Source organism: Vibrio sp. 811, from assembly GCF_033339195.1.
On sequence record NZ_JAWOUB010000001.1, the window covers coordinates 230,129 to 255,580 of the forward strand.

Below are 25,452 nucleotides of genomic sequence, written 5' to 3' on the forward strand. Positions count from 1 at the left end.
ATTTCGAGCAAGCTAGTTTCGAGGGTCATTCTTCGACTAAGTAACAAACCTGATTATCGTCGACCATTACTTGCCACGTTTTTAGACAGTGCACTTCGTCTTCTAAACATTGCCCACTCTTTAAACTGAAGTGTTGTTTGTATAGCGGTGATGCAACACACATCTCACCATCGATATCACCGACAATCCCTCGACTCATCACATAAGCCTTACCAATTGGGTCCCAATCTTGAACGGCGTAAACACCGTTATCAGGAATGTAGAATAACGCGACATGCTCGCCTTCAATCAATACAGTGGCACCGATGAACGGCATTAGGTCATCAAGCTGACACACTTTCACTTTGGTTAAAGCTGCCATTTACACCTCCTGTTTCACGGGAATACACTGACCGCGTACACGTTGGTACGGCAAGACTTTGCTGCCCGACGTGCTGTTCAAGAAAGGACGGAAGCGTTGCAATTTTTGAGGATTATCCAACGTACTCTTCCACTCACATTGATAGGTATCTACGACTCGTGCCATTTGTTCATCCAAAGAATCACATAGATTCAGAGAGTCATCCAAAATCACTTGTTTAAGGTAATCTAGGCCCCCTTCCATGTTCTCCATCCACACAGACGTGCGCTGCAAGCGATCTGCGGTGCTGACGTAGAACATCAATACTCGGTCGATCATGGTGATCAACTCTGATTTGGATAAGTCGGATGCAAACAAATCTGCGTGTCTTGGTCTCATGCCGCCATTACCACAAACGTATAGATTCCAGCCGTTTTCAGTAGCGATCACCCCAATGTCTTTACTTTGCGCTTCTGCACACTCGCGAGTACAGCCCGATACGGCAAACTTAAGCTTATGGGGCGCTCGCAATCCTTTGTAGCGGTTCTCTAACTCAATGGCTAATCCAACCGAATCATCAACACCATAACGACACCAAGTAGAACCCACGCAAGATTTCACAGTGCGCACCGATTTGCCGTAGGCGTGTCCTGTTTCAAAACCAGCATCAATCAAGGTTTGCCAGATTTCAGGAAGCTGTTCTAACTGCGCACCAAATAAATCCACGCGCTGACCGCCAGTGATCTTGGTGTACAGATCGTATTGCTGAGCAACTTCGCCTAGCACGATGAGTTTGTCTGGTGTGATTTCACCGCCCGGAACACGAGGCACTATCGAGTAAGAGCCATCTTTTTGCAGGTTCGCCATAAAGGCATCGTTGGAATCTTGCAGAGATTGATGCTGTGGCTCCATGATGTGTTCATTCCACAAAGAAGCAAATACAGATGCTGCTGTCGGCTTACAGATATCACACCCATGCCCTTTGCCATGCAGTGCAATTAAGGTGTCGAAGTCTTTGATTTGTTCCACTTGGCAAATATGGAACATCTCTTGGCGACTAAGCTCAAAGTGCTCACAAAGGTGGTTGTTAACCTCTACCCCCATGGCTGCCAGTTGAGTATCCAATACCGACTTGACCATATTGCTACAGCCACCACAGCCAGTACCGGCTTTGGTGTTGGCTTTAAGGTCCGTTAGGTTGGTAGTGCCGGCTTGAATCTCGGCAACTAAGTCACCTTTTGTGACGTTGTGACAAGAACAGATGATGGCGCTGTCTGGCATCTCTCCATCCAACATTCCAGTATCAAACAGCAGGTTCGCCGCGTGGTCTGGCAGGACCGTTTTGTTCAAATAACACTGTAAGAGCGCATCGTAGTCACTGTTGTCACCAACGAGAATCGCACCTAGTAATTGGGTACCGCTCGCATCAACCACCAGCTTTTTGTAGATGCCTGCAACCGCATCTTGCAATACCATTTCCTGTGCGCCTTCGGTTTGCATTTGTGCATCGCCGATAGACGCCACATCCACCCCAAGTAGCTTGAGTTTGGTGCTCATGTCTGCACCTTTAAAACCTTCGCTTGGCATTCCAGTCAGGACATCGGCAGTGGTTCTCGCCATGGTGTAACCGGGTGCGACTAAACCAAAGATCTTCTGCTCCCAAAGAGCACATTCGCCAATCGCATAAATATTCTCATCGCTGGTTTGGCATTGGTTGTTAATCACAATACCGCCTCGCTCGCCTACTTCTAGCTCAGCCATTTTTGCCAGCTCATCTTGAGGGCGAATCCCTGCGGAAAAGACAATCACATCCACTTCGAGAGGATCTTTGTCTTTAAACACCATGCGATGCTTAGCCGTTTCACCATCGCAGATTCGTTCCGTACCCGTTGAAGTGTGAACGGTTAGCCCTAGCGCCTCAATCTTCTCTTTTAGCACTAAGCCAGCACCATCATCTAACTGTACGGGCATCAGGCGAGGTGCAAACTCAATGACGTGAGTTTCTAGCCCCAACAGTTTGAGTGCGTTTGCCGCTTCTAAACCCAACAAGCCGCCGCCAATCACTGCGCCTGTTCTTGCGCCTTCACATGCCTTTTTGATTTGTGAAAGGTCATCAAGCGTGCGGTAGACAAACACGTTGTCTCGGTCTTTACCTTCAATTGGCGGCACAAATGGGTACGAACCGGTCGCGAGCACAAGTTGGTCGTAACCCAGCACATCTTCACCATCAAGCAGAATACGCTTTTGCTCTCTGTCGATGCCTGTTACTTGGCTGCCAAGTACGAGTTGGATGCCATGCATGTCGTACCATTCTTGGTTACTCAGCATTAAATCATCATGAGACTTACCCGCAAACAAAGAGGACAACTGTACACGGTCATACGCGATAAAACGCTCTGCACCAATCACGGTAATTCGGTGCTCCAAATGCGCGTTTTTCTGCACTAATTGCTCGACAAGGTGTTGCCCGACCATACCGTTGCCTACCACAACGATGTGGCTCAATGCGTTCTTTACTGGGATCGTTAAAGGACTGTTCATCGCTGCCTCCTTATGCCGTTTGCGCTGCGGTTTTGGGTTTGTCTTCTTTCGAAGCAGGAATCTCGACTTTGGATTGCTTCTCGTAAAGGAACTTCAGCACCGCTTGTCGACACTTCTGATACTGCGCATCATCCGCCAGTGCGACACGCTCACGAGGGCGAGGTAGATTCACTTCCAACACTTCACCAATGGTTGCTGCCGGTCCGTTAGTCATCATCACGATTTTGTCGGATAACAGCACCGCTTCATCCACGTCGTGAGTAATCATGATGACGGTGTTGTTTAGCTCGGCTTGAATCTTCATCAGTGCATCCTGCAAATGCGCACGGGTTAACGCATCCAACGCACCAAATGGTTCATCCATCAGCAAAACCTTTGGTTGAAGTGCCAGTGCTCTCGCAATGCCGACTCGCTGCTTCATACCGCCCGAGATTTCATCCGGCTTTTTGTGCGCGGCATGCTGCATTTGAATCAACTCCAAATAGTGGCTCACTTGTTCCTGAATCCACGCTTTGCCCTTTTTGCCAGCAATTTGTTTTACTGCGAGCTCAACGTTTTGATATACGGTGAGCCAAGGCAATAATGAATGATTTTGGAACACCACTGCGCGGTCAGGTCCTGGTCCAGCTACTTCTCGTCCATCGACGATCACGCCGCCGTCTGTTGGCATGTGCAGCCCTGCGACTAAGTTCAATACCGTTGATTTACCACAGCCAGAGTGACCAATTAGGGATACAAACTCGCCTTTATTTATTTGTAAATCGACGTTCTTAAGCGCGATGAACTCGCCATCTGGCGTTGGGAATCGCATCCCTAAACGCGTTAGATCTAATAATGCTTTTTCCATGATCGTTTCCCTTATCTCAACGCTTGTTGTTTATTCCAAGACAGCCACTTTTGAAGTTGCAGCATGCCTCTATCGAGCATCAAACCGATAAAACCAATGGTGATGACTGCCACCATGATGCGCCCCAATGATGCCGAGCTGCCGTTTTGGAATTCATCCCAAACGAACTTGCCTAACCCTGGGTTCTGCGCGAGCATTTCTGCCGCAATCAACACCATCCAAGCGATACCTAAAGAGAGACGTAAACCTGTGAAGATCATTGGAATGGCAGAAGGTAATACGATGGTGCGGATGTGCTGCCACCACGACAGTTGAAGCACTTTACTCACGTTGATTAAGTCTTTATCAACGCTCGTTACACCCACAGCGGTATTAATCAGCGTCGGCCATAAGCTACACAGCGCCACGGTGATCAGAGAGTTAATGAACGACTTAGCAAACATCGGGTCATCACTAACATAAGTGGCACTTACAACCATGGTAACGATGGGTAGCCAAGCTAAAGGTGATACTGGCTTGAGCAGTTGAATGATTGGGTTGAACGCTTGATACAGCCCTTGATTAAGACCAAGCACGATGCCAAGCGGAATCGCGATAACCGTCGCCAACAAAAAGCCCGCAGTCACAGTCACTAAGCTTGTTATGATTTGGTCGAAGAACGTCGGTTTACCAGTGTAAGGACGAATCTTTACTTCGGCGTCTGGATTCTTGGCTAACTTCGCAGCATTACGTTTTTCCTGACGCTCGATAAACGCTTGTTCCTTTTCTCGCTCTTGCCAATGGTCATCGACAAGGTTGCTGAACTGCTGAAAAGTTTGCACAGGCCCCGGTAACGTACCTAATGAGGTTTGCACTTCTCTCGCTGCTAAGTGCCACATTGCCAAAAAGATCAGCAAACCAATGACGGGCAAAAGCACCAACCGACTTCGGTTCACTACCTGCTTAGCAGGAAAAAGGGAAATGACATTACTAGACATACTCACTCCTAAGAAATTTACATCCTTGTTGCCACAAGCGAATTCCCTCGCCTGTGGCGTTTATCGTTATGGTTAAACCTTGTCTTTTCCTTTAAGCCCGATAGAGAACTTCTCTAGATATTTATTTGGCTCGCGACCGTCATAAACGATGTTGTCGATAAAGTGTGTTTGTGGCGCACGAAAACCATCTTCAGCACTGAAATCTGGGAAGTCTTTTTTGCTCAACACACCATCTTCAATTAGCGCTTGAGCCGCTTGTTGGTAGATATCTGGACGGTAAACCTCTTTTGCGACATCCATGTACCAATCATCGGATTTCTCGCTTGAGATCTGTCCCCAGCGACGCATTTGGGTCAGATACCAAATCGCATCGCTGTAATACGGATACGTTGCGTTATGACGGAAGAACACGTTGAAGTCTGGCACGTCTCGTTTGTCGCCTTTCTCGTATTCAAATGTACCCGTCATTGAGTTAGCGATAACTTCGGCATCGGCTCCAACGTATTCGCTTTTTGATAGCATCTTCACTGCTTCTTGGCGGTTGGCATTGTCGTTTTCATCCAACCAATGTGCCGCTCGAATCAAGGCTTTCACTACGCGAATGTGTGTGTTTGGATACTTCTCAGCCCAAGCTTTGGAAACACCAAACACTTTCTCTGGATTGTTCTTCCAGATCTCGTAATCGGTCACGACTGGCGTACCAATGCCTTTGAATACGGCTTGTTGGTTCCATGGTTCGCCTACGCAGTACCCTTTGATCGTGCCCGCTTCCATTGTTGCTGGCATTTGTGGTGGCGGTGTAACACTCAAAAGAACGTCAGCATCTAATTGGCCACTGTTATCACCTGAGTCTGGTGCATAAAAACCTGGATGAATCCCGCCTGCCGCTAACCAGTAACGCAACTCATAGTTGTGCGTCGATACAGGGAACACCATACCCATGTTGAACGGTTTGCCTTTATCCAGATAGCTGTCGACCACAGGCTTAAGTGCATCCGCTTTGATTGGGTGAACAGGTTTGCCATCTGGTTGCTTTGGAATGTACTGCTTCATCTGCTCCCAAGTATCATTGGAAACCGTGATTGCGTTGCCGTTCAAATCCATACTGAACGCGGTAATCACTTCTGCTTTTGTGCCGACACCAATCGTTGCGCCCAATGGCTGACCAGCAAGCATGTGCGCGCCAGCAAGCTCACCATCGATGACTCGGTCTAAAAGCACCTTCCAGTTTGCTTGCGCTTCTAAAGTGACGTACAAGCCTTCGTCTTCAAAAAAGCCTTTCTCATAAGCAACCGCCAGCGGTGCCATATCGGTTAACTTAATAAAACCAAACTTCAGGTCTTCAATTTCTGGTTCACCCAACTCTGCCTTTACGCTGACCGTGGTGAATACCGATAACGAAATTGCTGACACTTTCAGCATCGAACTCCATTTCATTGGTTTGCTCCCATAAAAAAAGCGCCACTACTCCGAAGAGCAGTAGCGCCGTTGCTAAGTCTACAATTACCGCCGTTGATAATTGAGATAAGCGATTCAACAATAAACCCAATTCTACTAATCCAATTACTGTGCCAACTTATTTTTCACTGTAAATACAATGAATTAGTTTATTCTACCGTTTCTAATTCCCTGTTATTGCTTGCTGATAGTGCAACACGCACCACGTTAGAAAACGCACCCTAACCCCAAAGAGGTAGAGCGACTAATCCAACACTTCCAAAGTAGTTATCAAATTCTTGGCAACTTGTGCGAGCGTTTGGCTCGATTGCATGGCTGAATTTCTAAGCGCTTTATAAGCTTGCTCTTCATCAACGCTGTGCATCTTCATCAGCAGACCTTTGGCTTTTTCCACCAGCTTGCGCTCTTCGATCTTATGGGTCAGCGATTCAATTTCCGATTGCATACTTTCGAATTTCGCTCTCACTAATGTCGCATGCTCAATCCAAGGTTGAAGTGCAAACTCACTATCGTGCGGCATAAGAACATAGTCCATTTTTTCTGATAACCGATTGATATCATTAGATGAAAGCTGCTTTAAGACGATAAGAAGTGGTGCCGATTTTCTGCGGCAGAAATCGACGATCAAACGCAGTTCTGCCGTTGGCTGCTGCCATCCAACCACAACGCTTGCCGACGGTTCTCGTTGCATTAACGTTTCTAGTTGTGCCAATTGGCAGCCGATGATGTTGTCGTAATCTTTGCTCAATAAGCCGGACAATCGAGCCTGCTCTTGGAGGCTATCACAGCACACTATGATGGGTGTTTTTGACGTTGATCGAGTCATGCACATTCCTTGTTTATATCTCACTCATTAAGAGAGACATAACAAGGACTGTGCCAATTAAAGTTGAAGTATTTTAACTAGAGGTAAGATGTTCTTTGAAGAAGCCTAGTGTGCGTTCCCACGCGAGCGCCGCTTCTTCTGGTGCGTAGCGTGCCGTTGAGTCGTTGTGAAAGCCATGATTGACGTTTTCATACATTAACGCCTGATATTGCGCATCGTTCGCGATTAATTGCTGCTCATAGGCAGGCCATGTGTCGTTGACGCGCTTATCGAGCCCTGCGAAGTGAATCATCAACGGCCCTTTGACCTGCTTTTGAATCTCTTGCGCCGCTGGTGTTCCGTAGAAAGGCACACCTGCATCCAGCTCTTCTGGCATTACCGCTGCAAGCATATTGACGATGTATCCACCGAAGCAGAACCCAACCGCGCCCAATTTACCGTTTCCACCCTCGTATTGTTTTAGGAAGTTAGCGGCTGCAATAAAGTCTTGTTCGATCTTGGCTCTGTCCATCTCTTTCTGCATTGCGCGACCTTCATCGTCGTTCCCCGGATAGCCGCCGAGTGGATAAAGCGCGTCTGGAGCGAAAGCAATAAAGCCGTCTTTTGCAAGTCGTCTTGCGACATCTTTGATATAAGGGTTCAGGCCTCGATTTTCATGAATCACCAACACGGTCGGCGATTTCAAGGTCTTCTTCTGTGGCATAACCAAATAACCACGCCCTTCTCCATGCCCATTTGGAGATGGAAAGGTTTCGTAAGTTGCTTTGATATCAGGATCGTTAAATGAAACTTGTTCTGCGAGTGCGTAATTCGGGGTTAACGCATCGACCAGTGCTGTCATGCTAAAGCCAAGCACAGCAAGGCCACCCAACCTATTTAGAAACTCACGGCGCGAGATTTTTCCGTGGGCGTATTCGTCGTACCAATCGAAGGCTTCTTGCGGGATCGGATGAGAAGCCTTTTCACTAAGAGTGGTATGCTTTAGAACCATTATCCATGTCCTCTGTGTCTTACCATATGGGAATTTCTCATTCTCAAAAGCGCAGCGAGAAACGAACGCTATCGAGGCTAAAACTGCGGTTTCACCCCCTGATACGAAGCAAGGTGGTGAAACACATCATTGGCGAGCTAGGATCTTTTACCTTCTTCAAACAATAGATAATGGATTCAGATTCAACAACTTTGCGCCGTTGGTTTTACATTAATTGACAATAGTACGTTATTGCTGGCCGCAATAGGCTTGCCAGTAAGAAAAGGCACGTTCGAATGCTTTTTCTCTGTCGTGCATTTGTGCAAACAAGACCACTGTCATGGTAGCAAGAACCGTATTTGCCATTTGGTTCATGTCGTCTTCTGACGTCCCAAACGGGCAGTTTGCAAGCATTGGCACCTCAGACAGCATTTGTTCCGTCCAGTAATGCGATGTCACGCCGCTTGTTTGGCTTAACCATACTGTTTGGCTTACTTTCGGGTTGTATTCGGACTCACCCGATTGTCCTTTGAATGACACAACGGCATGAGCGGTTTTGCCAATCTCGAATTCGACTTCAGCATGAAGTTGTTGGAATCCCGGATGGAAGCTACCACGAATACCAATCGTTGCTTGCCCCGGATTCAATGCTCGAACCACGGTATTAATCGGCGTTCTAAGCCCATAACGATTCTTCCAACCGATCATGGTTTCTGCTTGAGGAGCGAACGCACTGAGCGGCAGATACACAATGTTTTGTGTTTCTAACACACGCTTTGCGTCTTCTGCTGATTCCGCTTTCTTGATAGCAAACTTGTCGAGGTAATCTTCGGCATGCAAACGACCAGATTGGCGGTCGTGATAGCCGTGCATCAGCACCTTATGACCATTATCGGCGAGGATCTTCGCTGCCAACAGGTGCCAAGGCTGACCTGCCGCTTCACGTTTGCCTGCATAACATGGCCAGTCAATGTCTGCACCAATGGCTGGCATGCGGGATTGGAATGCTTTCACAAAGCCAGCGATTTCTTGTTGAGTCTCGTTCTGTACGCGGATCAGCATCAACAGCATTGCCATCTGATCGTCGTCGCACTCACCGTTTAGGTATTCATCCATAACTCGAAACGCTTGGTCAAAGTTCAGTGGTTTTCTACCACGTTCGCCACGACCGACGGTTCTAATACATTCCAAAACGCTGCTCATATTCCCTCGTATTCCGTCACTGACTGTACGGTTTCTATTAGTTGTTCGCGCAGTTTGACAACTTCTCCCATCACAATCAATGCTGGGCTCACGCCTTTAAGTGTAATCGATAAATCATTGAGCTGATTGAGTTGTGTAACGTGCACTTGTTGTTGAGGGCTGCAACCATGAGTGATGATCGCGACTGGGAAATCTGCTCTCAAACCAGAGCCTATTAAACCCGTTTGTATTTGCGATGACTTTTCTAACCCCATATAGAAGACTAACGTTTGTCCGCTTTGCATCAGTTGGCTCCACGCTTCAAATGCGCCTGTAACCGCTTGCCCCGTCACAAAGGTAACGCTGCGAGCAACGCCACGATGAGTCAGCGGAATCAAGCTGTTTACTGAGCATCCAATCGCAGCGGTAATGCCGGGAATGACTTCGTACGCGATTGAGTGTTTGACGAGCGCTAATGCTTCTTCGCCTCCGCGGCCAAATACGAAAGGATCTCCCCCTTTTAAGCGCACAACTCGCTTTCCTTGTTGAGCGAGCGATACCATCAAGTCACAAATTTCTTCCTGACCAATACTAGGTTGCCCGCATCGTTTACCCACGTAAATCCAATCGGCTTGTGGCGAAGCCAACTCCAAAATATCTTTGTTAACCAAACGGTCGTAAAGCAACACCTCTGCCGACATAATCGCTTTCACAGCCTTTACCGTTAACAAGTCAGGATCGTGCGGCCCTGCTCCAACAATCGAGACAAAACCTTTGCGGTTCGCGTCGAAGTCTACTGAATGGTCTTCTAAGAGTTGGTTCAGTTTGCTTGCTTGATCATGCTTAGAAAAGCGAGACGAGCGTTCTTGATTCTGACTCGCTTGTCCTTTCTTAAACCAAGACTTTTGATAAGGCGCTTCCATGTGCTTATCCTCTTTATGACTTACTTTATTTGAATAGCCAGACTTTGCTGGTTCGCTTGCTGTTTGCCCTTTTGATGCTGATGACTGTCGACCATTTGTTTGATTTGAGAGACGCACGAGCCACAGTTGGTGCCGCATTTGAGTTTGTTTTGAAGCTGGGTCAGTGACGTGCAGTCTTGTTTCTCCATCGCGTCATGTATTTGTTTATCAGTGACACGGAAACAACTACAAACCAGTTTGGCACTGCTTTGCGATTGAGTGATGGTAAGCAGTTGCGATAGCTCCATTGGCTTGCCAATCAAGCCGGTAAAGTTGGTGTAGTCGGTTTGAATCGGTTCACTAGACACCACTAAAACAGAACGAATGATACGAACGTCTCCAACAAGGTCGTAATCCACTGCTAACCAACCTTGGGCAATATCTATCGTAATTCTGCGGCTCTTTTCCGTTCGACAAAAACTCTGCTTCTTTGGTCGCTTATCGTGTGCAAAGCGCCAAATGCCCAAATTGCTTTCTGCTTGAAATGCGCTGTAGAGAAATTTACCGGAATCAAACTGTGTACCGATGAACATACCGTAGGTTTTTACCGCCGCATCTTGCACTTCAACATAAGACGACTTAAACGCAGGCTGCCCGGAAATAGGGTCTTTTGCGCTGTTTACTATCGCGTTAACACTGTTTTCACCGCCATATCGACCCGCCCAGTGCATTGACATAAATAGCTCTTGAAAACCCAAACCTTCATCAATGGCAACTTTGGCATAAATACTGGTGTTTGAAGTAGGCTGAAACAGCTTGGTGAGTTGTCCTGCTTTTAAGCGATTTTGAGTAGCAGAGAGTGTGTTCATGTACACGGTTGGTTCTAACTCAGAGGCGGCAAGGTGTGCGATATGACCTGTGCGCGTCATGGTATGCCATTGATCACGTTGCCTGCCCGTATTGAGCCACCAGCCTTTTGTTCTTTCTAAACGCGTAGGAGATTCACTGGTCACGACAAAACGTGCTTTACCATCTGGGTGCGAATAGATGCCATCAGCAAAAGGACGCTCTCCTCCCCATTGTGTCGGCATCCACTCTTCGTATTCTTGCTGGGTTAAGTTGGCGTATTGAGAAAGATCTAGCTTCAATGGCGAATCTGCATTCATACCTGTCATCGCCGCATATTCCCTGAATACCGCCCGCTCAGAAGTAAACGCAAAGCCATTTTGTGTCTTTTCCAATGCACACAGAGCTTGTCCGACTTGGCTTATCGCCCACCAATCTGATTTTGCTTCACCCGGAGGCATTTGAAACTGGCGCTGCCTTGAAAGTCGACGCTCAGAATTGGTCACCATGCCTTGCTTCTCCCCCCAGCCAGCGGCGGGTAGCAATAGGTCCGCATAATGCGCTACATCCGAATCCGCTGTGATATCGGAAACAATCACAAACGGACAAATCTCTAGTGCACGTTTTACCAATTGGTTATCTGGCAAAGAGACAACAGGATTGGTTGCCATGATCCAGAGAACTTTAATCTCACCACGTTCTACCGCCTCAAACAGTTCAACAGCTTTTAAACCGGGCTGAGTGGCAATTTCTGGTGACTCCCAAAACGCCTGCACTTGCTTGATAGACTTTGCGTCAAAAGCGCGATGAATCGCTAACTGGTTTGCCAAACCACCGACTTCTCGTCCGCCCATCGCATTCGGCTGACCTGTAATAGAAAATGGTCCGCAACCTGACTTGGCAATTTTACCTGACGCCAAATGTGCATTAATAATGGCATTGCCTTTGTCGACACCATTTTCGGCTTGGTTAACCCCTTGGCAAAACAACGTAATTGCGGTTGGGCTTTGCGCAAACCATTGGAAGAATGTCGTGAGTTTTTCTTCTGAAATGCCAATGGAAGACGTCAAATTAGTGACATCGTAACGAAAATCAGAAACTTCTTCTCTAAGTGCATTAAATCCGTCGGTATAAGAATTTATGTATTCAGAATCAATCAATTGTTGTTCAATAAGAAACTTGAGCAGCCCATTGAAGAGTGACACATCACCATCGTTTTTAATCGGTAGATGCAAATCCGCTTGCTGTGCGGTGACCGTTTCACGCGGGTCAATGACCACCAGCTTGAGATTAGGATTGTTCTCTCTCGCTTGTTGAATGCGTCGAAATAAAACAGGGTGCGTCCAAGCAGTATTCGCACCGCAGATGACCAACAGCTCGGTATTATCAATGTCATCGTAATTGACAGGAACGACATCTTCGCCAAACGCTCGTACATGAGCCGCAACCGCCGAAGACATACACAAACGGGAGTTAGTATCGATGTTTGCGCTGCCAACATAGCCTTTCATGAGTTTGTTGGCGACGTAATAGTCTTCCGTCAACAACTGCCCTGACACATACATCGCGACGGAATCCGATCCAAACTCTGCTTTCGCTTGATGAATCTTTTCTGCAATCAGATCCGTGGCTTGTTGCCATTGCACTTCTTGCCCTTGAGGTCGCAGCTTGGTGACAAGCTTTGGATACAGCAAGCGCGAAGGCATATTCAAGCTCTCTGCCAACGCGACGCCCTTTACGCACAGTGATCCCGCATTTGCAGGATGACACGCATCCCCAACGATTCCTTTCGCATTGACCTCGACACCACATCCAACACCACAATAGGGACAAGTGGTTTTTTTGCATCCTTGCGACATAACACCTCCAGTGCGATTCAGCCCAACTTACTAGCAAAAAAAAGCCTCTCCCGAATCGAGAGAGGCAGCAATGCCTTTAACGCTGTTAGTACATTTTCAAAAAGTAATACCCTATACCGCTCTCGCCTGCTATTGAGAGCGGTGCATCGAGTTATCGATGAACGTTTATGTAAAGCAAGTGAGGTGCCAAGATTAAAAACCATTACTATACAAAAGGTTAGCTTAAAACCAATTATAGCAACGTAATGCTACGCACTGATTGTGTGCAAATTTCGGTCATTATCGTGCAGTATTACTTTACTAATTCCATGACTAACCTGGATTCTTCGTCACCAAAATAATGCGCTTCTTCTTCTAACGTTTTAAAGCCAAGGGAGAGGTATAAAGACAATGCAGGTTGGTTCTTAGGATCGACAGTCAATTTCACGCTTGAGCCTAACGTCAACGGCGCAATAACGTTTTCTAGGAGGGAACGCGCAATACCTTTACCTCTATGTTGAATATCGACGGCCAATGACATGATCCAATATTGATGTGCATTTGTGCTAGTCGTTAGCAATATATACCCTGCGACCTGCTCTCCCTCTTTTGCTACCAGTAAGGTCTCTCCCCAACAATCAAAAGCTTGCCGAAAGAAAAATTGAGGATAGGCGTGTTCTCCAAATAAAGTATTTTCGAGCTTATATATGGCAAATAAGTCCTCTTTTTGCGCAGACAAGATGTCCATTCAATGACTCCTTCTTTAACATGAATGGCAGCAGTATACCTAAATCTCATCTAAATGACGGGACACAAACATCTCAATTAAGTGCTTAAGAAATGTAATATTCTTCCTGAAAATTAGGCCTAACTCACTTAGAACATACATCCGTGATTAAGTTTTAACCGCAAAATCAAAAACCACACAAGATGAAAATTTCAACACATACAACCATTAAACGCATTGAATTTAAGAACTTTATTCTGGTTTATTGAAAAATTCATAGTTGGATAATTTACAACCACCCCGAATTCACAGCATTATTCACCAAGCTTCGCGTGTGATAATAAACACTAAAACCTTTACCATTTTCAGCATTATTATTTTTATAAAAGCGAGTTTTAAAGTGAAAGAATCTCGAAATGCCTTAAATCCTAGCGAAATAAACACAACCACAGCTTGGTCAAAACATGATACACATTGGGTTCTTAGCCTATTTGGAACAGCCGTTGGCGCAGGCATCCTGTTTCTGCCAATTAACCTTGGGATTGGTGGTTTTTGGCCTTTAGTCGCGATGGCAGTACTTGCTTTTCCAATGACCTATCTTGCGCACCGTGGCTTAGCTCGTTTTGTACTATCTTCTAAGATCAAAAACGCAGACTTCACTGATGTAGTGGAAGAGCACTTCGGCGCAAAAGCAGGCCGTTCTATTTCACTGCTGTATTTTCTTTCGATCTTCCCGATCCTGTTGATATATGGTGTTGGAATAACAAACACAGTAGATAGCTTCATGGTAAATCAGGCTGATATGGCTTCTTTACCTAGACCTTTGCTTTCTGGCGTACTAGTGTTTGCACTAATTGCTATTATGATGGCGGGTGAAAAAGTAATGCTACGGGCCTTTGCCATTATGGTGTTCCCACTTGTTGCCATTCTTGCCTTTCTATCATTTTACTTAATACCGAACTGGACCATGCCTGTCATGGATGTGCCAGAAGCGTCAGCTTTTGCTAGCACTATGTGGTTAGCAGTTCCTGTAGTGATTTTCTCGTTTAGTCACGCAGCTGCAATTTCAAGCTTTGCAAATGTACAACGTCGCCATTACGGTAAGCAGGCAGATGCCAAATCCGAAGTTATTCTTCGTCGCACTAGCATCATGCTGATTGCCTTTGTTCTTATTTTTGTATTTTCCTGTGTGCTAACACTGTCACCTGAACAATTGGCTCAAGCAAAAGAACAAAACGTATCCGTATTGTCTTACTTAGCGAACGCAACCGATAATCCATTTATTGCAACACTTGGTCCTTTAGTAGCGTTTGTCGCTATCACTTCATCTTTCCTTGGGCATTTTTTAGGTGCGCGTGAAAGCTTAAATGGTTTAATTAACAAGCATTTTAACCTACCTGAGAAGCGTGTTGATCGTATCAGCGTGGCAGCACTGTTCTTCTCAATCTGGGCGGCGGCGATCATGAACCCAAGTATTCTTGGTATGATGGAAGCATTGTCAGGGCCTGTTATTGCAATGATCTTATTTATTATGCCAATGTTAGCGGTGTATAAAATCGAGGCGATGAAACAATATCGAGGAAATGTCTCTACTTACTTTGTTCTAGCAGCAGGCATTGTGGCGGTAAGTGCATTGATTTTTAGCTTCTTCAGCTAATAACTAAAGACTAGCTTGGATTTTCAGGGGAATACCTTACACAAGGTTAAGGTGATTCCCTGAATTTTCTTACTCTTTAAAAGGTAATCATCGTTACCCTTGACTCTTAAATAAGAGCGAAAACACCCGCAATCATAAGTACTGAAGCGATGCAGGTACGGCCGATAATGCCGAAGTGCGAAGGTTGAATCATTTCATTATGCATAGTTAATCTCCTATTTATTATAAAAGCCATTTTTTATTGGCTTAATAACACTATGTCTAATATCCAGTTTTTAACAACCCATACAAACATTAAATATTTATGACAGAAACGTAATTTTTTACACTTCACCCTGATTTCGAGCGATGAATCCGCGGCTTAAATCATTAGATTGAGTCCACCGAATATGCTCACTTACCTTCCATCGTTACCCTACCTATGCCATCTTCCAATCATTACATAAGTTTTCAATAGATTTTGTTTTTATAAATCATAATATTATAGAGATCCTTCTCGTCTCTCACTCCCAAAGCACTTTGCCACTGGGAATCCATCCGCACTTAACCAACAAGAAATGGTAGACTTAACTGGTATTCGGTTAAGAGATCACATTTTATTAATACGCTCATGCACTTCTCAATTAAAAAACTGGCTTGCGCACTTTGTACTGCACTTGGACTTTTCTTGCATACGACCAACGTACTGGCGAGTACCGAAAAGCAAGCTTATCTGGAAGAACACATTTCAGCAGAAAGCAAGCCCATGTTAAAACTCTACTTTCGCTCGATGGGTAAGCCGCGATCAATTCAAAAAGATGAGTTAAATGCGCCACAGAATGCATCAGCGGAGTCTCTTGCTCTGTATTACTTTGCACGAAAGTACCTTAAGCGTTACGAAGGCGTTCCATTACCGAAAGATATGCCCGATTTAATCGAATTCGGTAAAAAGCACCATTTGGAATGGGTCGTCGCTGAAGCACAGCTCAATAAGGCTGTAACAATGATTGAGCAAGACGATAACTGGAACGCAGAATTGTTACTCCATGACGTTGTTTCTACAGCCCGTGATCTTGGTTATCTAGCATTAGAAGGCCGTGCTTACCGCTGGTTAGGCAATCTAGAAGTATCTCGAAATCAACTACGCAGTGGCCTAAAATATTATCGCAATGCCTATGAGTTATTAGAAAAAACAGTGTTTGAAATACAAGTCGCGATGACACTGAACAACATTGGGACGGTCTACATCGACGCATCAGATTGGGCTCGGGCCAACAGTTACCTAACGCAAGCTCTCGACACTTACCTAGAGAGCGAATATCAATACGATAACAGCTTTTTTATGGGGGTTATCTACGCAAACCTTAGCATCGTTCACTCGAGCCTCGGAGATAACAAAAAAGCGGAATATTATTTCAATGAAGCCATTCGACTTTCAATGCAAACGGGGTCGGACACAGTCAAGCACCACTCTTTATCCAGCTTTTCACAAATGTTGAGCTCGGTAGGAAAAATTGATGATGCATTAATGGTCGCACAACGTTGCGTAGACCTGCCCATTCCAAAAAATCTAGAAATGCTAAAAACGTCTTGTTACGAGGCATTTGCAGAGGCTTACCTCGCAAACAAACAATACGATAAAGCTATTACAACAGCGCTTAACGTTCTAGAACAAACCAAATCAACCAGTGAATTAGAGCTGCGTCAGCGTATTGATATGCTTTCGGTACTGGTAAACGCTCATCAAATTCTTAATGACTATGAAGCGGCTTTTCATTATTTAACCCAATTAAGAGAGCTAGAGGCTGAGTTTTCTCATCATATTCATGGTGAAGAGATGATTAACATTAAGTTTGACCTCGAAGCTAAGTTAGCCCAGAAAGAACTCAAATTGCTAGAAACAAAAAATGCGCTACAAGCCTCTGAACTGCGTTCACAGCGCTATCGAGAAATGTTCTACTTTATCGCTATTGCGGCAATTGGAGTCGTTGGTTTTCGTTACGTACTGCGCGTTAGACGTATTAATAAAGCACTCACTCAAGAAAATACTACCGATCCATTAACTCAACTGCATAACCGTCGCTATCTTCACATTTGGTTGGACAAAATGGCTCGTAGAAGCCCAGATAGAACATTTGCCTTAGCCGTTTTAGATGTCGATCATTTTAAAACCTTTAATGATCAATATGGACACGATATTGGCGATAAAATGCTGACTCATATTGCCACGCTATTTAATGAATCCACCCGCTCTGGTGACCTACTCATTCGTTGGGGTGGAGAAGAGTTTGTCCTATTATTCGAAGTACAGCGAGTTGAAGATTGCGCTAAGTTTTTGGAGCGATTGAGATATACTGTTGAAAACACACCATTGGTGGTTGACTCTAAACCATTAAGCGCGACAATTTCCCTTGGAGCAGTGGACAAACTGTCGGCACAAACAATTAAACAAGAATGGGATCAGTGGTTTTTCTTGGCAGACCAAGCTTTATATGATGCGAAGCAAGCTGGCAGAAACCAGTTCATCATTCACCCTACATCATAAAAAAGCACACATGAAAAAAAATCTAATCATTATTACTTTTGCGCCTCTATTTCTTATGGCGTGCAGTAATCAGCAAGCATCTCAACTGGGAATGCGCAGCAGCAGTGTCAACGTATATGCCCAGCAAATGAGTAACACTCAACTATGTGAAACTCTCTACTACAACCGTGCAACTAACCAAACCAAAGTGGCGATTGGTGCTGAGTTCAATCGACGTGGATTAAACAAAAAGTGGTGTGATAAAGAATTCGATAAGTTGTACATTAAAAAATGGATTGATAACGTGCTGCCTAAGGAAAAAGCCGAACCTAAAAAACCAATGGCAACTATTCAACCCGCTTCAACTAAATAACTCCTCTCTTGAAGCAGACGGTACACTCGTATTTTCTGCTTTTCACTTTTCATGCATGTTCGATACGACATATAAAAACCTCATAGTTTCAGCAAATTAACAAAGACTTATGTTGTCCATCGAACTTTTAATGTAAACAAGTTGTAAATGGTTTTCGTCCTTATTCTTTGTCGTTAGCTTTGTTTGTTCCTGTTAGCGGAATATGAAACAGGAACTAAAAAATTCCAAACAAAGACATGAGGTCAAAAATGGAAATTCGCATTAATCGCCTATTTGCTGCTATGTTGGCAGTAGGCATTGCACCTGCCGTCTCGGCGTTTGATCCACTCTATTCTGAACAATGGCACTTAGACAACACGGGGCAAACTGCGTTTGCGGCTAATCCTGCTGTTGCTGGGAACGACTTAAACACTAAGCTCACTCAGGCAATGGGGATTGCAGGTGTTGGTGTGAAAGTTGCCGTCATTGATTCTGGAGTGCAGATCGATCACCCCGACCTTGCAGGTAATATAGTTACAGGTAGCAGAAACTTCGTCGAAGACTCTTCATTCCCACCAAGTTATCCGGTTGATACTAATGGTCATGGCACTGCTGTAGCCGGTTTGATTAGCGCCGTCGGCAACAACGGTGAAGGCGGACGCGGTGTCGCTTCTCACTCTTCCCTCATTGGTTTTAACTGGTTAGCCAACCAGACATTAGAAGGTTGGTTAATCTCCCATGGCATGGACCCAGCAACACGTGATGTTCGCGTATTTAACCAAAGTTACGGTTTCAGCCCTATAAACCCGATTACTTTTGATGAAAGCGACCCTCAACTAAAACTTGAAATGGACGTGATGAAAAACGTCAGCGAGAGTAACGCCTGGGGTCGAGGTGCTGTATTTGTAAAGTCAGCAGGTAATGGTTACCGCTATTTCAATGCAGGGCGATTCTTCGTATTACCAAGTAACTTCTTTGCTGGTGGAGACAATCAAGGCTTACCGATGCACAACTCTGCTCAGTCTTATGATAACGCCAATTACTTCAATTTAGTCACTAGTGCACTACGAGCGGATGGTACGCGAGCGAGTTACTCATCGGTGGGTTCGAACGTGTGGGTTGCAGCACCAGCAGGTGAATATGGGCAAGACTTCCCTGCCATGGTCACCACCGATTTGATGGGTTGTGAAGAAGGGCAAAACACCAGCGACGGACTTGGTATCAATGGCTTACACGGCGGAACGGAGCTAGACCCGAACTGTAACTATACCAGTACAATGAACGGAACCTCGTCGGCTGCGCCAAACACGTCAGGTGCCATCGCGGCAATTATGTCAACGAACCATGCGCTTTCTGCTCGTGATGTACGTGCTTTACTAGCGGAGACAGCAAAAGTAACGGATAAAGCGCATCCAGGCGTACAGCTTGAATTTACTAACCATAAAGGTGAACAGGTTAGCTACGAGGCCATTGCCCCTTGGCAAAAAAACGCAGCAGGCGTAGATTTCCATACTTTTTATGGCTTCGGCGCTGTAGATTTAGATGAAGCGATGCAACGTGCTCGCATGACGAATCGTGTTTTACCAGCTCAAGTCATTACGCCATGGGTTAATAACGCTACAGAAGTAAGTGTACCCGATGCAAGTCTAGTTGGTGGTTCTTCAAGTATCGCCATTGCCGATGAGCTGACAGTAGAATCCGTTCAAGTGACATTGACATTGGACCACGCTCGTCTGCCCGACTTAGCTATCGAGCTCATTTCGCCATCAGGGACTCGTTCTGTTTTGCAAACACCGCGCAATGGTCTTGTTGGTCAATCTCTTGATCCAACGATTACTGGCTACAAAGATCAATTAATGTTGTCTAACCAATTTTATGGCGAAGATGCAAAAGGCGAATGGACGTTGCGAGCAATAGATACGAACGGCGATGAAGTCTATTCTTACATTGCATATTTCAATTCTTCCACCATCTATGACGTTCCGATGGCAAACAACGCTCAGCCCGGTGTTATTAAGAACTGGTCGATGCGCATATTTGGACACTAAGGAGTCAATAACATGAAATACAAATCATTTTCTATGCTGGCTCTCGTTATCATGACGTCGAGTGTATACGCTGAGCAACAGCTCTCTCAACAACCTGCACCAGAACTGTTTGTGCCATCAGAAGCGGTTGAGATTAATGGCCAAGATTATCGAAAAGTGCAAACTGGCACTGTTAGAACCCTATCTGAAGACGTAAAACTTCAAGCGGGTGATGAGGTGTTTAAGAATGCGTTTAGTAACGTATCCAAAGCCACTGGACTGGTTTATATCACCGTAAACAATCCTAACGAAGCGAAAGCAGTCGCCAAAGAGTTAAAATTAGAAGTTATCTTCGCAGAGGGGGAATCAGCGGTGTTAAAAGCATCTCAAGATCAAGATCTGCTAAGTATTAGCGACTACCTAAACGCAGACAGCCGGGTAAAAGCGTCTAAAATTGAACTAAACAGCGGTAAATACCGTGCACAATAATTCTCTAACAAGAGAAGTTGGCCTGTAAAACCATGCCTCAGCGATTGCTGAGGCATTTTTATGGGTAGGAACAGATAGGCTATTATTCTTTAATAACATTTCGCATAACCAGTATGATACCTAAACACCCTACTCGCCTGCGCCTGTCATTTCTTAAACAAAATAATTTCCGTTCTTAGCTCTTCTTCCGTGGTTTCCTTCGGGCTATTCAGATAGCGTTCGATTCCTAAAGGACTGGTTTTGACTTTCATACCACTCTGACGAACCAAGTTCATCGCTAAAGCCCATGCATTTCCCAAAAACTGATATTCACCTCGGTGTTCAACGACAAATATTTCACTCTCAGGAATGGTACCGGTAACCGCCCCTTGAGGCGCTGGTACTGAGTTATGAAGAGGAAAGCAAGTGATAAACTCGAATGTACCTTTCTGCATATCCATCGACTGGTAATAACAAAACAATTCACCATTCACGGATAGGGTTTCGTCACTAATTAACTGTTCTAGTTGCTGAACATGCTTCTCAATTACCGAACCTAATTCCTGCAAGCTAGCCACACCCTTGATCCCAATGTAATGAATTTGAGGCAACGTTCGGTTACCAATTTCGGCTAAGTCTGAATGCACTCGTCCGGTTTCAAGCTTACTTTTAAGCATGCGTAACCCACGTTGATAATCCATCTCTATCATCGACTTAAACATACTTTTCAGAAAGAACAGATACCAAGGGACGCGAGATTGCATTTGCCATTCGACTAAACAGCCATTTTGTGACGGCGTCACGATTAGAGTCACCTTTCCATGGCTCTTGATTGGGCGAAAGAAATGCAGCTCCATATCTAATCGATGCTCTTGAGTACTTTCCAGTACAATCGCGCCAGTCCCAATACGCTGACCATTCCATTGATAACCAGCTCCAACGTGGCCCTGATTATCACTGAATGTCAGCTCGCAGCTTGGTTCAAGAATGATCCATGGTGACCAGCTGGGCCAGTGTTTGAAGTTCTTGAGATAGCCAATAATTAAACTTTGATTCTTATTAATTTCAATACTTCGGCTGACCTGATAAGAGAGCATAACGGTTCCTCGAGTTTCCGCTTCACTAACTTCAGTCTAATTCAAATTCCAGTTTTTTCTTGTTTGACTGCGGGTTAGATGCGTACGACAAGAAAAATCCAGAGCGTTAATTCTCGCTTGAATCAATACGCGCAAAGCTAAGAGCAGAACTCCACTTTTGCACTAAATCGAACACCATCATCGTCCAGTACTAACGCCCATCCCATCCGTTCACATATTCGTTGTACGATAACAAGCCCACAACCATAACCAGCGTTGTACGTCTCGTTGCCATCGTGACGATTTAGGATCTTAAGCGCATGACCTTTCAACTCAATTTCAATATCTCCCACACTATAGCTAAAGGCGTTTTTAATCAGATTGTTGATAACAATGGCCACAAAACTCTCTGGTGCCTTCACTACACCACTATGTTGTTCGTGCAAAGCGTAATTCGAATCTTGCTTGGCAAATAAAGGAGCTAGCTCTTCCAACTGTTTTTGTAAACAAGTGAGAAGCTGATGCTCTCCGTAATGCTGAGGCTCTATTTTCTCTTTACCAAGTAAGAGAAACGCTTCTGTCAGTACACGCATCTCGTCACAAGCTGACTGCATCCTCGTGATGGCTTTTTGCGCAATTCGAGGTTGATCAGGAATACGCGTCAGAATGTCTGTTGAGCCTTTTATCACCATAATTGGCGTTCTCAACTCATGTGATGCAAAACGACTAAATTCTTGTTCTCGTTTGAAATAGCCCGCGATATCGTTCTTATTATCCAGCAAAGTCTGCTCTATCTGGCGTGTTTCGCTGAACTTAGTTTCAACTTGGAAAGCGGGTTGATCCGGTGACATTTGGCTAATTTTGTCTTCAATTTGCGCTAATGGCCGAGACAATATTCGAACCATGTAAATGCCATACCCAACCATGACAAATGAAAACAAACCACCGAGCAGCAGCGTAAACTGATGCAGCGAGCTTTCGTATTCGTCCAAGTAATCATCTGAGTCATCTTGAAACACAATGTACATAAGCCCCTTCCCTGAGGGGTGTTTCAATACAACAAAGTGTTTATCTTCTTCACCAAGCAGGTATTCGTAAAAACCAGGTGAAGTAAAAGAGAGCAACCAATCGGGTGTCGGTGCTTCACTCCAATATGAGTTGAATTCCAATACGTTTGGCAATGGCGCATCCCAACCCTGTTTCTCGAAATTCTCACTATAAAGCGCAGCTTCAGTATCGAGCCAGTGATGTAAACTCAGCACTTCCAGTTTGTTTTCTGCCACATAAATCAGCGACCAAAAAAGAGTAAACATCACAAACGTCATGACCCCAAAACCCCAACGGACCTTGCGATAAATGCTTGGATATTCGTTATGCTTTAAGTCGGTAACCTTGTCCATGAATAGTCTCTAATCGTGATTCTTCAAAACCTTTGTCTAGCGCGGTTCTTAAACCGTAAATATGGCTACGAAGTGCATCACTTCCGGGTGGTTCGTCTCCCCACACACTATCGATCACTTCTGTGCGCGAGACCGCTGCTGGAGCACGTTGGAGGAGCAATTTTAAAATTTTAGTTTGAATTCGACTCAGCTTAATTTCTTTGTCTTTTCTCGTTACTTTTCCTGTACGCGCATCTAAACAAATATCTGCAAATTTGAGCGCTCCGATATCTTGTCTTGGACCACGATTAGCCAAAGCATGAACACGCAAACTGAGCTCTTCCATCGCAAATGGCTTCATTAAATAATCATCTCCCCCCGCTTTAAAAGCCGCGATTTTGTCATCTAGCGTATCTTTTGCCGTTAGGAAGAGAATTGGCGTTCCACATAACTTATCTTGTCGAAGCTTCTGTACCGTACTGATGCCATCGAGCTTCGGCATCATGATATCCATGATGATTACATCGTAATGATTTTCCTCGATTAACTTAATCGCAGCCTCTCCATGAAACGCACAATCGATAATCATGCCTTCGAGCTCAAGATAGTCTGCAATCGTCTCCGAGACGTTATGGTTGTCATCTACAATTAAAATTTTCATAAAATCACATTTCTTCACGATCTCTTCACGATATGCCCAATAAGATACAGGCAATTTCCTAAACTCGCTCGTAAATTGAGGTTAATACAATGAAAAAACTCGCTCTTATTTCTGTAGTAGGTTTGGCATTGTCTGGTTGTGGTGGTTCAGGTGGTGGCAGCAATAGCGATAGCACACCAACTCAACCAGCAGTGAAACTAAGTGTAGCGATTGGCTCTGTCGAAGCGGTCAACGCTGAAGAAAGCACGTTAACCGTCAATGGACATACGTATCGTGTGTCTGAGGTGGTTTATGACGACACACAAGTGCAATTGGCCGATGTAAAACCAAAAATGGTGGTTCGCGTGGGGTCAGATATTCGGCAAGCTTCGGACAATGGCGTCCGAGTCACACTTGAACCAACCATTACTGGACGTGTTACAGCAATTGATTATGTGAAGAAAACATTTACGGTAAACGGCGTAGATCTGCAGTTTGACGGTTTAAGTGATGATATAGAGATCAACGACTGGGTGATGGTGTCATCCTTGCCGACTGCGGATGCGGGTTATCGAGTGTTGTCTGTGGTCGAAATCGACGTAGATAACGATTACCCAGCCCTTGGAAGCTACTACGAACTGGAAGGCCGTATTACCAGTATCGATGAAAATGCTGGAACATTTAAGTTAGGTGGAAAAGTAACGGTGGCATATAACAACGTTAACCAGCTTAGCATTGGTCAATGGATTGAAGCCGAAGGTGAAATGCAAAACGGTATCTTCATGGCACATGAGGTACAAGTTGAAGACTACGACGATCTAAAAAATGACAGCGATGTGGAAGGTATCGTGACTTGGATTGCCAAGGATTATAGTGAGTTCTCTCTAAACTATCGAGGAGCCTTCTTCATTGATAACGCAACACGCTTTGAGGATGGTAGCAAAGCTAATCTAGAACAAGGTCAAGAAGTAGAAGTTACCTCTGTGATGAAAAATGGCAAACGCACCGCTACCGTCATCGAATTCGAGCAGTCGGAGTTTGACAATGACAACCAATGGCGAGGTAAAGAGTTTGAATGTGAAGGCTATATATCAAACTACGATGCTGATTCAAGAGTGTTTGAAATCGAGCATTGTGAGAATGATGCTGATCAAGTACTAAGTAACACCACCGTTGTGATTGATGCACAAACACGCTTCCAAGGCATTGAAGAACTTAACCTAAATGGTGCTCGTGTCGAAGTCGAAGGTGTGATCATTAACGAGCAAAATATTGCCCGTGAAGTGGAGTTAGACGTTTACGACAACTAATCCCTTCTACGCTTAAGAAAAAGTGTCACTTCGGTGGCACTTTTTCTTTTTACCTTACTTTGCTTCCCAAGCTCAAACCAACAAATTCTCAGCCAAAGCCTTTTCTCTCCGTTACACTTTACCTATGTTTCACAACATTGGTGACGAATATGAAAAAACGCAACCTCATTTTGTTAATCTTGTTTTTTGGTTCAGCCACGAGCTTAGCTAGCGTTATGGATCCTGACTGCGATGCAGAAAAGGCAGCTAAAGCCGCTGCGACAAAAGCCGTGGTTGGTGTTGGTGGTCGCTGTACGCCTAAAGAGGCACTGAAAGATACCGCAGTTGATGCAGGAAAAGACAAATTGCCAGATGAAGGGATGGCGGGTAAAGCTGTTGATGCAATGACACCGGAAAAAGAGAAGAAAACGGTGAAAGATGTAACCAAAAAGCTCAATAACGATTGATACCTACATCATAGATGTTTGAGCGTAGAAAACATTTTCCTAGAATAAAGTGGCGATTTACCAGTTGTTTGAAGCACACGTCTAATCTTGGTTTTTCATATTCAAAAACCTGCATTTGACCACACACTATTTTTACTACA

The 25,452-nt window shown here is 44.9% G+C and carries 21 protein-coding genes; 7 read left to right on the forward strand and 14 right to left on the reverse strand.

Going from position 1 to position 25,452, the window contains the following annotated elements; all coding sequences use genetic code 11:
- Positions 1 to 25 precede the first annotated feature (25 nt).
- The 11 genes from nirD to R7Q46_RS01075 all read right to left on the reverse strand — a co-directional run bounded on the left by nirD (position 26) and on the right by R7Q46_RS01075 (position 13,475).
- Positions 26 to 361: a nitrite reductase small subunit NirD gene (gene nirD / locus R7Q46_RS01025; RefSeq protein WP_318077225.1), complete on the reverse strand. Its 336-nt coding sequence runs from the start codon at positions 359 to 361 to the stop codon at positions 26 to 28.
- A complete protein-coding gene (gene nirB / locus R7Q46_RS01030; protein ID WP_318077226.1) occupies positions 362 to 2,881 on the reverse strand; it encodes a nitrite reductase large subunit NirB in 2,520 nt (839 codons plus the stop codon).
- Positions 2,882 to 2,891: 10 nt separating this feature from the next.
- A complete protein-coding gene (locus tag R7Q46_RS01035) occupies positions 2,892 to 3,728 on the reverse strand; it encodes an ABC transporter ATP-binding protein (RefSeq protein ID WP_318077227.1) in 837 nt (278 codons plus the stop codon).
- Between the two features lie 11 nt (positions 3,729 to 3,739).
- Entirely contained in the window at positions 3,740 to 4,705 is a 966-nt protein-coding gene (locus R7Q46_RS01040; RefSeq protein WP_005375889.1) for an ABC transporter permease, read from the reverse strand.
- Between the two features lie 72 nt (positions 4,706 to 4,777).
- On the reverse strand, positions 4,778 to 6,142 hold the full coding sequence (locus R7Q46_RS01045; protein WP_005375887.1) for a CmpA/NrtA family ABC transporter substrate-binding protein: 1,365 nt from the start codon (positions 6,140 to 6,142) through the stop codon (positions 4,778 to 4,780).
- Positions 6,143 to 6,407: 265 nt separating this feature from the next.
- Positions 6,408 to 6,989, reverse strand: coding sequence for an ANTAR domain-containing response regulator (locus tag R7Q46_RS01050; RefSeq protein WP_318077228.1), 582 nt, complete (start codon positions 6,987 to 6,989; stop codon positions 6,408 to 6,410).
- 73 nt (positions 6,990 to 7,062) lie between these two features.
- On the reverse strand, positions 7,063 to 7,980 hold the full coding sequence (locus R7Q46_RS01055) for a dienelactone hydrolase family protein (protein WP_318077229.1): 918 nt from the start codon (positions 7,978 to 7,980) through the stop codon (positions 7,063 to 7,065).
- A gap of 228 nt (positions 7,981 to 8,208) precedes the next feature.
- Positions 8,209 to 9,162 (reverse strand): glycosyl transferase family protein, encoded by a 954-nt coding sequence (locus tag R7Q46_RS01060; RefSeq protein ID WP_167415992.1) that lies wholly within the window; start codon positions 9,160 to 9,162, stop codon positions 8,209 to 8,211.
- Positions 9,159 to 10,064 (reverse strand): uroporphyrinogen-III C-methyltransferase, encoded by a 906-nt coding sequence (gene cobA, locus R7Q46_RS01065; RefSeq protein WP_318077230.1) that lies wholly within the window; start codon positions 10,062 to 10,064, stop codon positions 9,159 to 9,161. The genes R7Q46_RS01060 and cobA overlap by 4 nt, the downstream gene beginning before the upstream one ends.
- A 20-nt stretch (positions 10,065 to 10,084) precedes the next feature.
- Positions 10,085 to 12,748: a nitrate reductase gene (locus R7Q46_RS01070; RefSeq protein WP_318077231.1), complete on the reverse strand. Its 2,664-nt coding sequence runs from the start codon at positions 12,746 to 12,748 to the stop codon at positions 10,085 to 10,087.
- Between the two features lie 292 nt (positions 12,749 to 13,040).
- Positions 13,041 to 13,475 (reverse strand): GNAT family N-acetyltransferase, encoded by a 435-nt coding sequence (locus R7Q46_RS01075; protein WP_054574324.1) that lies wholly within the window; start codon positions 13,473 to 13,475, stop codon positions 13,041 to 13,043.
- 379 nt (positions 13,476 to 13,854) lie between these two features.
- Between R7Q46_RS01075 and R7Q46_RS01080 the strand changes: the two genes are divergently transcribed.
- The 5 genes from R7Q46_RS01080 to R7Q46_RS01100 all read left to right on the forward strand — a co-directional run bounded on the left by R7Q46_RS01080 (position 13,855) and on the right by R7Q46_RS01100 (position 20,482).
- The gene (locus R7Q46_RS01080; RefSeq protein WP_054574325.1) at positions 13,855 to 15,111 is read left to right on the forward strand and encodes an aromatic amino acid transport family protein; all 1,257 of its coding nucleotides are present in this window, start codon (positions 13,855 to 13,857) and stop codon (positions 15,109 to 15,111) included.
- 610 nt (positions 15,112 to 15,721) lie between these two features.
- Entirely contained in the window at positions 15,722 to 17,635 is a 1,914-nt protein-coding gene (locus R7Q46_RS01085; protein WP_318077232.1) for a tetratricopeptide repeat-containing diguanylate cyclase, read from the forward strand.
- Positions 17,636 to 17,645: 10 nt separating this feature from the next.
- On the forward strand, positions 17,646 to 17,987 hold the full coding sequence (locus R7Q46_RS01090; protein ID WP_033906993.1) for a hypothetical protein: 342 nt from the start codon (positions 17,646 to 17,648) through the stop codon (positions 17,985 to 17,987).
- A gap of 248 nt (positions 17,988 to 18,235) precedes the next feature.
- A complete protein-coding gene (locus R7Q46_RS01095; RefSeq protein ID WP_213871152.1) occupies positions 18,236 to 20,014 on the forward strand; it encodes a S8 family peptidase in 1,779 nt (592 codons plus the stop codon).
- 12 nt (positions 20,015 to 20,026) lie between these two features.
- Positions 20,027 to 20,482, forward strand: coding sequence for a hypothetical protein (locus tag R7Q46_RS01100; RefSeq protein WP_025767689.1), 456 nt, complete (start codon positions 20,027 to 20,029; stop codon positions 20,480 to 20,482).
- A gap of 146 nt (positions 20,483 to 20,628) precedes the next feature.
- Here the strand turns inward: R7Q46_RS01100 and R7Q46_RS01105 are convergent, their stop codons facing one another.
- From R7Q46_RS01105 to R7Q46_RS01115, 3 genes are all read right to left on the reverse strand, one after another.
- A complete protein-coding gene (locus R7Q46_RS01105; protein WP_213871153.1) occupies positions 20,629 to 21,558 on the reverse strand; it encodes an SRPBCC family protein in 930 nt (309 codons plus the stop codon).
- A 137-nt stretch (positions 21,559 to 21,695) separates the two neighbouring features.
- Entirely contained in the window at positions 21,696 to 22,937 is a 1,242-nt protein-coding gene (locus R7Q46_RS01110) for a sensor histidine kinase (RefSeq protein ID WP_213871154.1), read from the reverse strand.
- Positions 22,909 to 23,577, reverse strand: coding sequence for a response regulator transcription factor (locus tag R7Q46_RS01115; RefSeq protein WP_053303698.1), 669 nt, complete (start codon positions 23,575 to 23,577; stop codon positions 22,909 to 22,911). Before R7Q46_RS01115 ends, R7Q46_RS01110 begins: the two co-directional genes overlap by 29 nt.
- An 89-nt stretch (positions 23,578 to 23,666) precedes the next feature.
- Here R7Q46_RS01115 and R7Q46_RS01120 point away from each other — a divergent pair, with 89 nt between their 5' ends.
- Positions 23,667 to 24,866 (forward strand): DUF5666 domain-containing protein, encoded by a 1,200-nt coding sequence (locus R7Q46_RS01120; RefSeq protein WP_213871155.1) that lies wholly within the window; start codon positions 23,667 to 23,669, stop codon positions 24,864 to 24,866.
- A 149-nt stretch (positions 24,867 to 25,015) separates the two neighbouring features.
- Positions 25,016 to 25,312, forward strand: a complete 297-nt coding sequence (locus R7Q46_RS01125; RefSeq protein ID WP_213871156.1) for a hypothetical protein — start codon at positions 25,016 to 25,018, stop codon at positions 25,310 to 25,312.
- The last annotated feature ends 140 nt before the right edge of the window (positions 25,313 to 25,452 follow it).

Coding starts and splice junctions, on each gene's coding strand:
- nirD (WP_318077225.1), bottom strand. CDS start 361: ATGGCAGCTTTAACCAAAGTGAAAGTGTGTCAGCTTGATGACCTAATG.
- nirB (WP_318077226.1), bottom strand. CDS start 2,881: ATGAACAGTCCTTTAACGATCCCAGTAAAGAACGCATTGAGCCACATC.
- R7Q46_RS01035 (WP_318077227.1), bottom strand. CDS start 3,728: ATGGAAAAAGCATTATTAGATCTAACGCGTTTAGGGATGCGATTCCCA.
- R7Q46_RS01040 (WP_005375889.1), bottom strand. CDS start 4,705: ATGTCTAGTAATGTCATTTCCCTTTTTCCTGCTAAGCAGGTAGTGAAC.
- R7Q46_RS01045 (WP_005375887.1), bottom strand. CDS start 6,142: ATGAAATGGAGTTCGATGCTGAAAGTGTCAGCAATTTCGTTATCGGTA.
- R7Q46_RS01050 (WP_318077228.1), bottom strand. CDS start 6,989: ATGACTCGATCAACGTCAAAAACACCCATCATAGTGTGCTGTGATAGC.
- R7Q46_RS01055 (WP_318077229.1), bottom strand. CDS start 7,980: ATGGTTCTAAAGCATACCACTCTTAGTGAAAAGGCTTCTCATCCGATC.
- R7Q46_RS01060 (WP_167415992.1), bottom strand. CDS start 9,162: ATGAGCAGCGTTTTGGAATGTATTAGAACCGTCGGTCGTGGCGAACGT.
- cobA (WP_318077230.1), bottom strand. CDS start 10,064: ATGGAAGCGCCTTATCAAAAGTCTTGGTTTAAGAAAGGACAAGCGAGT.
- R7Q46_RS01070 (WP_318077231.1), bottom strand. CDS start 12,748: ATGTCGCAAGGATGCAAAAAAACCACTTGTCCCTATTGTGGTGTTGGA.
- R7Q46_RS01075 (WP_054574324.1), bottom strand. CDS start 13,475: ATGGACATCTTGTCTGCGCAAAAAGAGGACTTATTTGCCATATATAAG.
- R7Q46_RS01085 (WP_318077232.1), top strand. CDS start 15,722: ATGCACTTCTCAATTAAAAAACTGGCTTGCGCACTTTGTACTGCACTT.
- R7Q46_RS01090 (WP_033906993.1), top strand. CDS start 17,646: ATGAAAAAAAATCTAATCATTATTACTTTTGCGCCTCTATTTCTTATG.
- R7Q46_RS01095 (WP_213871152.1), top strand. CDS start 18,236: ATGGAAATTCGCATTAATCGCCTATTTGCTGCTATGTTGGCAGTAGGC.
- R7Q46_RS01100 (WP_025767689.1), top strand. CDS start 20,027: ATGAAATACAAATCATTTTCTATGCTGGCTCTCGTTATCATGACGTCG.
- R7Q46_RS01105 (WP_213871153.1), bottom strand. CDS start 21,558: ATGCTCTCTTATCAGGTCAGCCGAAGTATTGAAATTAATAAGAATCAA.
- R7Q46_RS01110 (WP_213871154.1), bottom strand. CDS start 22,937: ATGGACAAGGTTACCGACTTAAAGCATAACGAATATCCAAGCATTTAT.
- R7Q46_RS01115 (WP_053303698.1), bottom strand. CDS start 23,577: ATGAAAATTTTAATTGTAGATGACAACCATAACGTCTCGGAGACGATT.
- R7Q46_RS01120 (WP_213871155.1), top strand. CDS start 23,667: ATGAAAAAACTCGCTCTTATTTCTGTAGTAGGTTTGGCATTGTCTGGT.
- R7Q46_RS01125 (WP_213871156.1), top strand. CDS start 25,016: ATGAAAAAACGCAACCTCATTTTGTTAATCTTGTTTTTTGGTTCAGCC.